Source organism: Paenibacillus sp. UNC496MF, assembly GCF_900113915.1.
Taxonomy (GTDB): domain Bacteria; phylum Bacillota; class Bacilli; order Paenibacillales; family Paenibacillaceae; genus Paenibacillus_Z; species Paenibacillus_Z artemisiicola.
The window spans coordinates 377730-391010 of sequence record NZ_FORE01000005.1 but is presented as its reverse complement, the minus strand read 5'-3'; the positions used below and the strand labels follow the sequence as shown (position 1 = coordinate 391010).

The window sequence follows — 13281 nt, the reverse complement described above, 5'->3', positions numbered from 1 at the left end:
TTGAGGACACAGGAGAGGAGTGCAGCAAGGGTGAACATCGCGTTTATCGCGCACGACCGAAAGAAAGACGAAATGGTCAATTTCGTCACCGCATACGAACATGTTTTCCAAGGCCACTCCTTGTATTCGACGGGGACGACGGGCGCTAGAATCATGGAGCAGACGAAGCTGAACATCCACCGGTTCATGTCCGGTCCGCTCGGAGGCGATCAGCAGATCGGCGCGCTCGTGGCGCAGAACGAAATGGACCTGATCATCTTCCTGCGCGACCCGCTCATGGCGCAGCCGCACGAGCCGGACATCATCGCGCTTCTGCGTCTCTGCGACGTGCAAGGCATTCCGGTCGCGACCAACGTCGCGACGGGCGAGCTGCTTGTCCGCGCGCTGCAGCGCGGCGATTTCGCGTGGCGCGAGCTCGTGCACAAGTACAAGCCGGGTGAGGCGTAATGGAGGCCGTCGATCTATTAGCCTTCGGCGCCCATCCGGACGACGTCGAGATCGGCATGGGCGGCACGATCGCGAAGCATGTCGCGCAAGGCTACCGCGTCGCGATCTGCGACCTGACCGAAGCCGAGATGTCCTCCAACGGCACCGTGGAAACGAGGCGGCAGGAAGCCGCCGACGCTTCCGCGGTGCTTGGTTTATCGCATCGCTCCGTGCTGCGTCTGCCCGACCGGGGTTTAACCGGCTCGGATGAGCAGATCCGGGCGATCGTGGCCGAAATTCGCCGGCTGCGCCCGCGGCTCGTCTTCGCGCCTTATTGGAGCGACCGCCATCCGGACCACGTCAACTGCAGCGGATTGATCGAAGAAGCGGTCTTCAACGCGAAGCTGCGCAATTATATGCCGGAGCTGCCGCCCGTACAAGTGGAGCAAACGTATTTCTACTATATCAATGACAGCGGGGACGTCAGTCTCGTCACCGATATCAGCGATCATATCGGCACGAAGCTCGCGGCGCTGCAGGCTTACCGCTCGCAATTCGCGCCGCCGGCCGAAGGCGAAGACCGGGTGCGGACGCCGTTGACCGACCGGTACATCCAGCGCGTGGAAGCGAGGGACATGCTGCTCGGCCAAACGCGGGGCTGGGCGTACGCCGAAGGATTTGCAATCCGGAAGCCGCATGCGGTAACGTTGTTTTAAACGAACGCTCGTTTTGTCAAGCGTATTATATCTTGATGAAGCCGCGTTGAGCCGTCGCTCGCCGCATAGGCATAGGCATAGGTAACGAAAGAATCGGAGGTGCAGCGCATGGCTAGACGCTTAAAGATCGGCATCACCTGCTACCCGACGCTCGGAGGCTCCGGCGTCGTCGCGACGGAGCTCGGCAAGTTGCTTGCCGAGAAAGGGCATGAAATTCATTTTATTACGCACAGCGTTCCGTTCCGGCTGGGCCAATTCCAGAAAAACATCTTCTATCACGAAGTCGAAGTCAACGACTATTACGTCTTCCGATATCCGCCTTACGATCTGTCGCTCGCCAGCAAAATGGCGCAGGTCGTGAAAATGCAGGAGCTGGACATCCTGCATGTCCATTACGCGGTGCCGCATGCGGTTTGCGCCTACTTGGCCAAGGAAATGGTCGGCGACGGCCTTCGCACGGTGACGACGCTGCACGGCACGGACATTACGGTGCTGGCCCAGGACGAGTCGCTCAAGGATCTGATCCGCATGGGCATCAACAAGAGCGACGCCGTCACGGCGGTATCCAAGGACCTGATCCGCGAAACGCGGGAGCTGCTCGACATCGACAAACCGATCGAGCTGACGTATAACTTCGTCGACAAACGCGTTTACTTTCCGCGGGAATGCAGCTCGCTGCGGAGCGATTTCGCTTCGGGCGACGAGAAAATCCTCATGCATATCTCGAACTTCCGGCCCGTGAAGCGGCTGCAGGACGTCGTCGACGTGTTCGCCAAGGTTGTCCGGGAAGTGCCGAGCCGGCTGCTGCTCGTCGGGGAAGGGCCGGATTTGCCGAAGGTGCAGGCTTGGGTCCGCCAGCTCGGCTTGCAGGACCGCGTGCACTTCCTCGGGAAGCAGGACGACGTCGCGCAGGTCATCTCGATCGCGGACGTCATGCTGCTGCCGTCGGAGAAGGAAAGCTTCGGGCTCGTCGCGCTGGAAGCGATGGCCTGCGGCGTGCCCACGATCGGCTCCACGGCCGGCGGGATTCCCGAGCTGGTGTCCCACGGCGAAACGGGCTATCTGTCGCCGATCGGCGATACGGACGACATGGCCTACAACGCGATTCGGCTGCTGCGCAACGAAGGGCTCTACCGGAAGGTTCGCGAAGCGTGCCTGCACCGGGCCAGAACCCGCTTCTGCAACGATTTGATTACGGCCGAATACGAGCGAATCTACTACAAGACGCTCGGCATCGAAGCCGACATTCCGGAGCCGGTTTGCGAGTAAGCCAGCACCCATAGCAGGAAAGGAGGGAGGGCCATGTCGATGAGCGAAGCGCTGACGAAGGCGCTCCCTTTGCTTGCCGCGCTGGAAGCGCGCGGATTCGAAGCCGTTTTCGTGGGCGGCTGCGTCCGGGACACGCTGCTCGGGCGGCCGCTGAAGGACGTGGACATCGCGACGGCCGCTTCGCCCGAAGAGGTTATCGCCGCGTTTCCGCGGACGATTCCGACCGGGCTACAGCACGGCACCGTCACGGTCGTGCACGAAGGCGGCACTTACGAAATCACCACGTTCCGCACGGAATCGGCCTATGAACGCTTTCGCCGGCCGTCCGAGGTGCGGTTCGTGACCGAATTGAAGGAAGACCTGCTGCGCAGGGACTTCACGATCAACGCGATGGCCATGCGCGCCGACGGGACGATGGTCGATCCGTTCGGCGGACGCCGGGATCTCGAGCGCGGCATCCTGCGCTGCGTCGGCGAGGCCGACGCGCGGCTCCAGGAGGACGCGCTGCGCATCGTGCGGGCGGTCCGGTTCGCGGCGGCCTACGACCTGCGGATCGCGCCCGGCACGTGGCGCGCGGTCCGGCGGCATCGCGGGCTGCTCGCGCATATCGCCATGGAACGGATCGGGCTCGAGTTCGACAAAATGATCGGCGGCAGCCGGCCGGAACGGGCCGGCGCGCTGCTCGCGGCGAGCGGCCTGCTGGGCTGCACGAAAGAGCCGCTTCCGGAAGCCTTCGCTTCCGCGGCGGCGGCTTACGCGGCGCTGTCCGCCCGCCGCAGATCCGAAGCGGCGCCGCTGACGCGCGGCTTCCGCGGCCTGGCTGGCATCCCGGACGGCCAGGACCGGTGGGCGGCGCTCTGCGCGCTGCTCGGGCTCGGCGCGGACGCGAGCTTGAAGCTGTTCGGGACGCTGCGCTACGCGGCGGTCCGCGGCGAACGGCTCGCGGCGGTCTTGGCCGTTCACGGCGCCATGGCGGAGCGGGCCGAACGCGACCTGCTCGGCCTCGCCGGTTCGCCGGCGGCCGAGAACGACGCAGCGGCCGCGCGGCTGTCGGACGACACGCGGCGCAGCTGGATTCTTGCCGCGCTGCGTCACGGACAAGCCGCCGCGCTCGCTTGGACGGGCATCGTCAAGCGCGTGCCGGACTTGATCGCGGCGGACGGACAAACCGCGGAGCGATATGCCGGTCTCGGCCCCTACGCGCAAGCGCTGGAGGCGACGGTGCGGGGCATGCCCGCGGGCGCGATCCGCGACTTGGCCGTGAAGGGCAAGGAGCTGCTGGCGCTCGCGGACAGGCCTCCCGGTCCGTGGCTGGGCCAGCTGCTTCAAGGCTTGCTGGAAACCGCGGCGCTCGGGGGCGTGCCGAACGAGAAAGCGGCGCTGCTCGCCGAAGCGGCGGACCGGCTTGCGCAAATCGACAAGCCGCAAGAAACGCGAGGTGACCATTCATGAACAATCGCCTGCTCGAGCTGCTGGAGCAGCAGGGAAGCGAACATTACATATCGGGCGAACAGTTGAGCCAAGCGCTTCAGGTCAGCCGGACGGCGATCTGGAAGCAGATCAAGAAGCTGGAAGCCGCGGGCTATCGGATCGAGGCATCGCGCAGGCTCGGTTATCGGCTGATCGACCGTCCGTCCAAGCTGACGGCGCTTGAGCTCGGCGCCAAGCTCGGGGAGAAGGGCGTCGCGATGATCGGCGGCATCCGCTTGTTCGACGAGGTCGATTCGACCCAGAACATCGCGCAGCGGCTGGCGGAAGAAGGCGCGCCGGAAGGCACGCTCGTCATCGCCGAGCAGCAGACGAACGGACGGGGCCGAATGGGACGCAAATGGGTATCCCCTTCGGGGAAGGGGATCTGGATGAGCTTCATCCTTCGCCCCGGCATGCCGATCCATTTCGCGCCGCAGCTGACGCTCCTGACGGCCGTCGCGCTGTGCCGCGCCCTGCGCGCGGCCGCCGCGCCGCTCGACATCGGCATCAAATGGCCGAACGATTTGCTCGTCGGCGGCCGAAAAATCAGCGGCATTCTGCTGGAAACGACGGCCGAGGAAGAGCGCCTGCGCTACGTGATCGCCGGCATCGGCATCAGCGTCAACTTAACCGAAGACGATTACCCGCCGGAGCTTCTCGACATCGCGACGTCGCTGCGCATCCAACTGGGCCGGGAGCTCGACAGAGCGGAGATCGTCGCGTCGTTCTTCGCCCAATTCCAGCAGCTGTACGCCGTATATCAGCGGGAAGGCTTCGCTCCCATTCAGACGATCTGGGAGGCGCTGTCCGTCACGCTGCACAAGCCGACGCGGCTCATCGTCGGCGGCAAGTCAACCACGGGCACGCCGATCGGCTTGAACGACCAAGGCGCTCTGCTCGTGCGGATGGACGACGGCGCCGTCGTGCCGCTTTTTTCCGCGGAGCAGGTGCCGCCGCAGGGGTAACCGTTCATAGACGGTTTGCCGATTTAATGATATACTCGCCTTACCAGTCATGCTCATCGATGGGGCGGTATCGCGCAGGACGCGAACCGCACCCGGGACAATGCGGCGGACCGGAATGACATCATCCGCTTCGTTTGCAAGGCAGTGCGCATTTCTGCTCTGAGCCGTCAGGGACCGAGACAGAAGGAAGCCCGCTTTAGCCAGGATGTTCCTTTTTGGATTGGAACCTTTTTAGCGGCGGCTAGAAGGTTTTTTTGCGTTGATCACATAGGACGAACGCCGATCGTGAAAGCTTAACTTAGGCATGACGAACCTCGCGGACGCCCATCCAATTCTAAGGAGGACGAAGCCCATGACCCAACCGTTGACGATTACGAAGATGAAAAAAATGAAGCAAAACGGAGAGCCGATCTCGATGCTTACCGCCTACGACTATCCATCCGCCAAGCTCGCGGAGGAAGCCGGCATCGACATGCTGCTCGTCGGGGATTCCCTCGGCAACGTCGTGCTGGGGTACGACACGACGATTCCCGTGACGCTAGACGATATGGTGTACCACGCGCGCGCGGTCGCCCGCGCCGCTCGACTTACGTTCATCGTGGCCGATCTGCCGTTCATGACCTACCGGCTCGGCAAGGAAACGACGCTTCGCAACGCGGCAAGACTGCTGCAGGAAGGCCATGCCCACGCCGTCAAGCTGGAAGGCGGCGCGGAGGTCGCGGACGAAGTCGCGGCCCTCGTGAAGGCCGGCATCCCGGTCATGGGGCATATCGGCTTGACGCCGCAATCGGTCCATCAACTCGGCGGCTACAAAGTGCAGGGCAAGCTGGAGAAGGAAGCGCAGCGGCTGATCGACGACGCCAAGGCGCTGGAAGCAGCCGGAGCGTTCAGCGTCGTGCTGGAGCTCGTGACGGAGCCGCTCGCGGAAGCGATCTCCTCGGCGCTGTCCATTCCGACGATCGGCATCGGCGCGGGCCGGGGCTGCGACGGGCAAGTACTGGTGTATCACGATATTTTGCAGTACGCCTCGCCTTATTACGAGAAGCGCTTCGTGAAGACGTACGCGGATCTCGGAACGACGATCCGCGGCGCGATCGGCGCTTACGTCGCCGACGTGAAGTCGCGCGCGTTTCCGGAGCAGGCGCATGCCTTCCCGATGGAGCAGGAAGTGCTCCGCCGGCTGTACGGCGGCGGCGCCGATAACGCCGAAGAGAACGGCGCGCAGCGCGATCAGGCCGGCGCGTCCCAAGGAGGCGGACAGTCATGATCATCTGCACGACGATTGCCGAATTGAAGGCCGAGCTCGCCAGGCGGCGCGGCCAGTCGCCGAACGGATTGATCGGGCTGGTGCCTACGATGGGCTACCTGCACGAAGGCCACGCGAGCCTGATGCGCCGCGCGGCCGACGACGGCGCATTCACGGTCGTGTCCGTGTTCGTCAACCCGCTGCAGTTCGGGCCGAACGAGGACTTCGAGCGCTATCCCCGCGACTTGGAGCGGGATGCCGCGCTCGCGGAGAAGAACGGCGCCGCGCTGCTCTTCGCGCCTTCGGTCGCCGAAATGTACCCGGCGAAGCCGCTTACCCGCGTGTTGATCGGCGAGGTGACGACGAAGCTGTGCGGCGCTTCGCGGCCCGGCCATTTCGACGGCGTCGGCACGGTCGTCAGCAAGCTGTTCAATCTGGTTCAACCCGGCCGCGCCTACTTCGGCATGAAGGACGCCCAGCAGGTGGCGGTCATTCAACAAATGGTGAACGACCTCAACATTCCGGTCAAGATCGTGCCGTGCGAAACGGTCCGCGAGCCGGACGGCCTGGCGATGAGCTCTCGCAACGTCTACCTGAACGCGGAGCACCGCGAACAGGCGCTGGTCTTGTCGCGGACGCTCGGCGACGCGGGAAAGCTGCTGACCGAGCCGGGCATGACCGCTAGCCGCCTGGTCGCCGAAGCGACGGCGCGCATCCGCACGGCGCCGCTGGCCGAGATCGATTACGTGGAGCTGCTGACGTATCCTTCGCTGCAGCCGCTCGATCCGGATCTGCCGCTTGCCGAAGCCGACGCGCAGGTGATTCTCGCGCTCGCCGTCAAATTCGGCGCCACGCGATTGATCGATAACCGTTTATTTCAACCGACTGGAGGTGGCCGCCATGTTCAGAACGATGATGAAATCGAAGCTTCACCGAGCCACAGTCACTGAAGCGAACCTGAATTACGTCGGCAGCATCACCATCGACGAAGAGTTGATGGAGCTGGCCGACATTTGGCCCAACGAGAAAGTACAAATCGTCAACAACCATAACGGCGCGCGCCTGGAGACGTACGTCATCACCGGCCCCCGGGGCAGCGGCGTCATTTGCCTGAACGGCGCGGCGGCGCGGCTCGTGCAGCCCGGCGACAACGTCATCATCATTTCGTACGGAGTCATGACGGAAGAGGAAGCGCGGGCCTACAAGCCGAAAGTCGTCATCCTGGATGCGGCCAACAAGCCCGTCCAATTGACGAACGAAGAGCTTCACGCGACCGTGCTGTGACGAAAGCGCCGTAATCCCGATGCCAACGCTGTGAAACGTCTGGGTTGTAGTATGAAAAGCGGTGCCCGGGCAAAGAATGAGCATAACACTCGCTTCATTCTCTACATTACGGCGTGAAGGTGGGGGCGTATCATGTTCAAGCATGTTTTCAACACGATGCAGGACATTCTTCAAGACATCATCATTCATTATCCGCATGCCAACGACACAGAGCGCCAACGATTGGATGAGCAGTTAGCGAAGCTGAAGCAGTTCAGCGATCAATTTATCGAAGAATGGCTGCAATTCGAGGAAAAGATGGCCGATTTCCGCGACATGCAGCAGCAGTTCGGGCATGGCCCGGCCGCCGGCGAAAGCCAACCGGCCGGGGCCAGCCCCAAGGAGACGGCGTACCCGAAAATCATTTCCGCGGTGCCTCAGGCAGCCCAGCAAGCGGCGGGACCTGCCGTGGCCGGAGTCGGCTTGGCGGGAGCGGACGACGAGGATTGGGAAGCCTCGGCCGCGTTTCACCGGTCCATGTCGAAGGGTCAGGGCTACTTCAAGCTGCTGATGTTCCGGGAAGCGGCGTCGCATTTCGAAGAGGCGGTCGACCGGTCGCCCGAGAACAACCAGGCGCGATTGTTCCTCGGCATGACGTTCATGCATCTGCAGGAATGGCACGACGCCCAGCGGCATTTCCAGCTGCTGGTCGAGATCACGGAGCATCCGAGATGGCGGGCGCTCGGGCTGAACGCGCTCGGCTGCATTCAAGCGGTACGCATGAATTTGGAGCAGGCGGCCGTTTATTTCGAGAAGGCGCATCAAGCCGACCCGAATTTCACCGATCCGCTCGCGAACATGCAATCCTGCGCGCAGCACGCGGGCCAACTGTCGCTTTATTTCGGAAGCGGCCAGCTGTAACTTCGAACGGTCAAGTGAGCAGGGGAAACTATCGGTCCTCGCTGAACGTTCTATAAACGAAACGCGCTCCGCCCGGGCGGCGCGGGCCGGGCTGACCGGCGACGCGCCGCCATTGCCGGGAGCGGCGTTTTTGCTTGTTTGGGGAGGATACGTACCGGATGAATTACGCCGTATTGGATTTGGAAACGACCGGCCACGGCGCCGGAGACGATATTATACAGGTCGGGCTCGTCCTGATGGACGAGGACATGAAGGTCGTGCGGACGTACAGCTCGTTCGTCAAGCCGACGATTCCGATCCCGGCTTTCATTACGGGCCTGACCGGCATCGAAGAAGCGATGGTGGCGGACGCTCCGGAGCTGGAGGAAGTGCTGCTCGAAGTCGTGCCGCTGCTCTCCGACGCGGTGCTCGTCGCGCATAACGTCAGCTTCGACGCCGGGTTTCTGAACGCGGCGCTCGACCGCAGCGGGTACGTGGCGTTCGACGGACGCCGGCTCGATACCATCGACCTGCTGCGCATTCTGTATCCGACGCTGACGACCTACCAGCTTGGCGCGGTGACGGAACTATTCGGCATCGAACACGATCAGCATCACCGAGCGGACAGCGACGCCATGGCCACGGCGGAGCTGTTCGCTGCGTGCTGCCGTAAACTGGAAGGCCTTCCGCTGCTGACGCTGCAGCGGCTTGCCCAGCTGCTCGGCGACGAGATCGACGATCTCGGCTGGTTCGTCTCGCGATTCGCCACCCGCAAAGAGATGACCTCGGCGATCGACATGGATGCGTTTGCGTATTTCCGGCAGTTCGCGATGAAGGCCGGCGACTGGACGGAGGAGCAGCATCCGCGCAGCGACGAGGAGGCGGCCGCTTCGGCTGCCGGTTGGACGTTCCCCGCCTTTCTCGAACACCTCAAGCAAGGCATCGCCGCGGTCATTCCGGGCTACGAGGAACGGGAACCGCAGAACATGATGTTCCGGGAAGTCATCGACGCGCTCGAGGAAGAACGGCATCTGCTCATCGAAGCCGGCACGGGCACGGGCAAGTCGCTCGGCTATCTCATTCCGGCTCTCTACTATGGTGTCCAGCACAACAAGAAGATAGTCGTGAGCACGCATACGATCAATTTGCAGGAACAGCTGCGGTCGCGGGACTTGCCCCTGCTGCTCGCCGTCATGCCGTATCCGTTCAAAGCCGCCGTTTTCAAGGGACGCGGCAACTACTTATGCCTGCGCAAGTTCGAGGGCAAAGTGAACATGCGCGATTTCGGCGCGCCGGCCGAGGATCGGATCACGGCCTCGCAAATGGTCGTCTGGCTGAGCGAGACGGAGCACGGCGATCAGGAGGAGCTGAACTTCGGCAACCGGGGCGCGGACTTCTGGAGCGCGGTCGCGAGCGACGCGGATTCCTGCCTGAACCGAAGCTGTCCGTGGTTCAAGCGCTGCTATTATCACCGCGCGAAGCAGGAAGCGAACATCGCGGACGTCGTCATCACGAACCACTCCATGCTGTTCACGGACATCCGCGCGGATCACCGCCTCCTGCCGGGCTACGAGCATCTCATCCTCGACGAAGCGCATCATCTGGAGGACGTCGCGGGCAAGCATCTCGGGACGCAGCTGTCCTACTACGGGATCCAGCAGCCGGTGTTCCGGCTCTGCAAGGATGCCCGGAACGGCCAGCTGATCGTGCTGAACAGCCGGCTGGCGCACGAGAACGTCGAGCAGACGCAGAAGTGGCGCGAGGAAATCGACGAGGTGGTGCCGGTTTTCGGCGAGCTGCGCGACGAGTGGGACCGGCTGTTCGAACTGCTGTACGCGCTCGCGAGCGCGAGCGGCGGCGGGGGGAGAAGCGGGGCGGCCGATTCGCCCGGCGGCGAGGCGGGGCAGTACGTGCTGCGGCTTCGGGGCGGCAAGCTGCCGGAGCTGTGGAAAGAAGCCCAGCTGATCGAGGAGGCGGTGCACGGTTACCTGACTCAAATCATCCGGCCGCTCGACAAGGTGTTCGCCGCCATCAAGGAGGACATCGACGATCCCGCCATCGCGGCGCTCGTCACCGATCTGAGCGGGACCGTGAAGGATTTGGCCCGCGCGCGGGACGATCTGCGCCAGTTCATCAAGGCGGATAAGACCGACACCGTATATTGGCTGGAGGCCAATGCCAATTCGCGGGCGAAGTCGGTGCAGCTGTACGCCGTGCCCGCCGACGTCAGCAGCCAGCTGCGCACCTATTTCTTCGACACGAAGCGCAGCGTCGTCCTGACATCGGCCACGCTGTCGGTGCAGAAATCGTTCCAGTACGCTTGCGAGCAGCTCGGCTTGGCCGGCGAGGAAGAAGCGGGACGGCTGAAAACCGTTCAGCTGCCGTCTCCGTTCAACTACCGGGAACAAGCGCTCGTCATCATCCCGCGCAATTTCCCGGTGCTGAAGGGCGCCTCCGGCGACCCGATGTTCATGGAGAAGCTCGTCGCGTCGCTGACGGAGACGGCCATCGGCACGCACGGCCGGATGCTCGTCCTGTTCACGTCGTACAAAATGCTGAAGCAAGCGTACGAGCCGCTCAAAGAAGCGCTGTCGGAACACGGCATTCAGGTGCTGGGACAAGGCATCGACAGCAGCAACCGCAGCAAGCTGACGCGCCGCTTCCAGCAGCAGGCCGCTTCGATCCTGCTCGGCACGAGCAGCTTCTGGGAAGGCGTCGACATTCCCGGCGACGCGCTGACGTGCCTCGCCATCGTCCGGCTGCCGTTTCAGCCCCCGAACCATCCGCTCGTGGAGGCGAAGTCGGAGCTGCTGCAGGAGCAGAACCAGAACCCGTTCATGAAGCTGTCCATTCCGCAGGCGGTCATTCGCTTCAAGCAGGGCTTCGGCCGGCTGGTCCGGACGGCGAAGGACCGGGGCATCGTCCTCATTTACGATACGCGCGTCATCGATACGTATTACGGCAAATACTTTCTGTACTCGCTTCCGGGTCCGAAGATCGAAACGATGCACGTGGACCAAATCGTGCCGCGGATGCACGAATGGCTGACCCCGCGCGAAGAAGGAGTGGAAACATGAAACCGATGAAAATTTCCGAGGCCGTCGTTCGCAGACTTCCCGTGTACTTGCAGGTATTGAACGACTTGAGCGCGCGGGATGTCCAGACGGTTTCATCGCAGGAGCTCGGCAACCGGCTCGATCTCAATCCCGCCCAGATTCGCAAGGATCTGGCGTACTTCGGCGATTTCGGCCGCAAAGGGATCGGCTACGACGTGACGTACCTGATCGAGAAGATCCGGCAAATCCTGAAGCTCGACCAGCCCCTCAACGTCGCGCTCGTGGGCGCCGGCAATCTCGGCCGGGCGCTCTGCAATTATAATACGTACTTGAAGGATAATATGAAAATCACCGCGGTGTTCGACGTGCATCCGTCCATGATCGGCTCGTCCATCAACGGGCTGACCGTGCTGCCGATGGAGAAGCTGAAGGAGACGATCGTCGAGCGCCACATCCGGATCGGCATCATCACGGTACCGGCGATCGAAGCGCAGAACGTCGCGGACAAGTTCGTCGAAGCCGGCGTCGACGGCATTCTGAATTTCGCCCCGACCATCCTCCGCGTGCAGGATGCCGTGCGGATCCACTATGCGAATTTCACGACCGAGCTGATGAGCCTCGCGTATTATTTGGACGAAGAAGGAGAAGAGAACGAGAATGAAGCGGATCTGGATTAAAGACGGCGCCTTCGTCACGATGGACGACGCCCGTCCGGTGGTGTACGGCCACATGGTCGTCGAGGGCGATACCATCCTATACCTGAGCGAGGAGACGCCGGATCCCGTGCCGGATGGCGCCGAAATCATCGACGGACGGGGCTATGCGTTCATGCCCGGCCTCATTAATACGCACGGCCATGCCGCCATGTCGCTGCTGCGCGGTTATTCCGACGACGAAGCGCTGCAGGTTTGGCTGGAGCAGAAGATGTGGCCGATGGAAGGCAAATATACGGACGAAGACGCCCGTTGGGGAACGGCGCTGGCCGTCAGCGAGATGCTTCGCTCCGGCACGACGACGTTCGTCGACATGTACGACCGGATGCATCTGGTCGCCGAAGTGGCCGAACAGTCCGGCATTCGGGCGCTTCTGACCCGCGGCGTCATCGGCTTGTGCCCGCCCGACGTGCAAACCGCCAAGCTGAACGAAGCGAAGCGGTTCGCGCAGGAATGGAACGGCCGGGCGAACGGCCGCATTCGGACGATGCTGTCCCCGCACGCGCCGTATACCTGCCCGCCCGATTACATCGCGCGGATCGTGGAAGCGGCGCACGAGCTGGATCTCCCGCTGCATACCCATATGTCGGAAACCGCCGCCGAGGTGCAGCAGAACGTCAACGAGTACGGCTGCCGTCCCGTCGAGCACCTGGACAAGCTCGGCTTTTTCTCGCGGCCGGCGCTGGTGGCGCACGCGGTACATCTGACGGACGGCGAGATCGCCCTGCTCGCCGAGCGCGGCGTCGGCGTCTCGCACAACCCCGCGAGCAACCTCAAGCTGGCAAGCGGCGTGGCGCGCGTGCCGGACTTGCTGCGCGCGGGCGTGACCGTCGGCCTGGGCACGGACAGCGCGGCCAGCAACAACAACCTCGACCTGTTCGACGAGATCCGCTTGGCGGCGCTCATCCACAAGGGCGTCTCGGGCGATCCGACAGCCGTTCCCGCATGGGAAGCGCTCAAGCTCGGCACGGTCCGCGGCGCGCGCGCGATCTGGCAGGACGGACGGATCGGCCGGCTGAAGGAAGGCATGAAGGCCGACTTCATCGCGATCGATATCGAACAGCCGCATTTCTATCCGCGGACCGATCTCGTCTCGCATTTGGTATACGCCGGAACGGGACGGGACGTGCGCCACGTCTGGGTCGACGGCCAACGGGTCGTCAAGGACGGCGCCTGCGTCTTCCTGGACGAGGCGCGGATTCGCGCCGAGGCGCAGCGCTGCTTTGAAAGGCTGTCAACGAGCTGATGCGCGTCAAC

At 63.2% G+C, this 13281-nt stretch carries 12 protein-coding genes; all 12 read left to right on the top strand.

What is annotated here, in order from left to right:
• Nucleotides 1–30 precede the first annotated feature (30 nt).
• Entirely contained in the window at nucleotides 31–447 is a 417-nt protein-coding gene (locus BMZ79_RS06640) for a methylglyoxal synthase (protein WP_090637787.1), read from the top strand.
• Nucleotides 447–1142, top strand: coding sequence for a bacillithiol biosynthesis deacetylase BshB1 (bshB1, locus tag BMZ79_RS06635; RefSeq protein WP_090637785.1), 696 nt, complete (start codon nucleotides 447–449; stop codon nucleotides 1140–1142). Before BMZ79_RS06640 ends, bshB1 begins: the two co-directional genes overlap by 1 nt.
• Before the next feature lie 108 nt (nucleotides 1143–1250).
• On the top strand, nucleotides 1251–2411 hold the full coding sequence (gene bshA / locus BMZ79_RS06630) for an N-acetyl-alpha-D-glucosaminyl L-malate synthase BshA (protein ID WP_090637783.1): 1161 nt from the start codon (nucleotides 1251–1253) through the stop codon (nucleotides 2409–2411).
• A 33-nt stretch (nucleotides 2412–2444) separates the two neighbouring features.
• Nucleotides 2445–3863, top strand: a complete 1419-nt coding sequence (locus BMZ79_RS06625; RefSeq protein WP_090637781.1) for a CCA tRNA nucleotidyltransferase — start codon at nucleotides 2445–2447, stop codon at nucleotides 3861–3863.
• Nucleotides 3860–4846 (top strand): biotin--[acetyl-CoA-carboxylase] ligase, encoded by a 987-nt coding sequence (locus BMZ79_RS06620; protein ID WP_090637779.1) that lies wholly within the window; start codon nucleotides 3860–3862, stop codon nucleotides 4844–4846. The genes BMZ79_RS06625 and BMZ79_RS06620 overlap by 4 nt, the downstream gene beginning before the upstream one ends.
• Nucleotides 4847–5198: 352 nt before the next feature.
• Entirely contained in the window at nucleotides 5199–6113 is a 915-nt protein-coding gene (gene panB / locus BMZ79_RS06615) for a 3-methyl-2-oxobutanoate hydroxymethyltransferase (protein WP_090637777.1), read from the top strand.
• Nucleotides 6110–7042 (top strand): pantoate--beta-alanine ligase, encoded by a 933-nt coding sequence (gene panC / locus BMZ79_RS06610; protein ID WP_090637776.1) that lies wholly within the window; start codon nucleotides 6110–6112, stop codon nucleotides 7040–7042. The genes panB and panC overlap by 4 nt, the downstream gene beginning before the upstream one ends.
• The gene (gene panD / locus BMZ79_RS06605; protein ID WP_090637774.1) at nucleotides 6993–7376 is read left to right on the top strand and encodes an aspartate 1-decarboxylase; all 384 of its coding nucleotides are present in this window, start codon (nucleotides 6993–6995) and stop codon (nucleotides 7374–7376) included. Before panC ends, panD begins: the two co-directional genes overlap by 50 nt.
• Before the next feature lie 132 nt (nucleotides 7377–7508).
• On the top strand, nucleotides 7509–8276 hold the full coding sequence (locus tag BMZ79_RS06600) for a tetratricopeptide repeat protein (protein ID WP_090637772.1): 768 nt from the start codon (nucleotides 7509–7511) through the stop codon (nucleotides 8274–8276).
• Nucleotides 8277–8434: 158 nt separating this feature from the next.
• Nucleotides 8435–11332, top strand: a complete 2898-nt coding sequence (gene dinG, locus BMZ79_RS06595) for an ATP-dependent DNA helicase DinG (RefSeq protein ID WP_090637770.1) — start codon at nucleotides 8435–8437, stop codon at nucleotides 11330–11332.
• Nucleotides 11329–11988 (top strand): redox-sensing transcriptional repressor Rex, encoded by a 660-nt coding sequence (locus BMZ79_RS06590; RefSeq protein WP_090637769.1) that lies wholly within the window; start codon nucleotides 11329–11331, stop codon nucleotides 11986–11988. Before dinG ends, BMZ79_RS06590 begins: the two co-directional genes overlap by 4 nt.
• Nucleotides 11969–13270, top strand: a complete 1302-nt coding sequence (locus BMZ79_RS06585; protein ID WP_090637767.1) for an amidohydrolase — start codon at nucleotides 11969–11971, stop codon at nucleotides 13268–13270. Before BMZ79_RS06590 ends, BMZ79_RS06585 begins: the two co-directional genes overlap by 20 nt.
• Nucleotides 13271–13281: the final 11 nt, after the last annotated feature.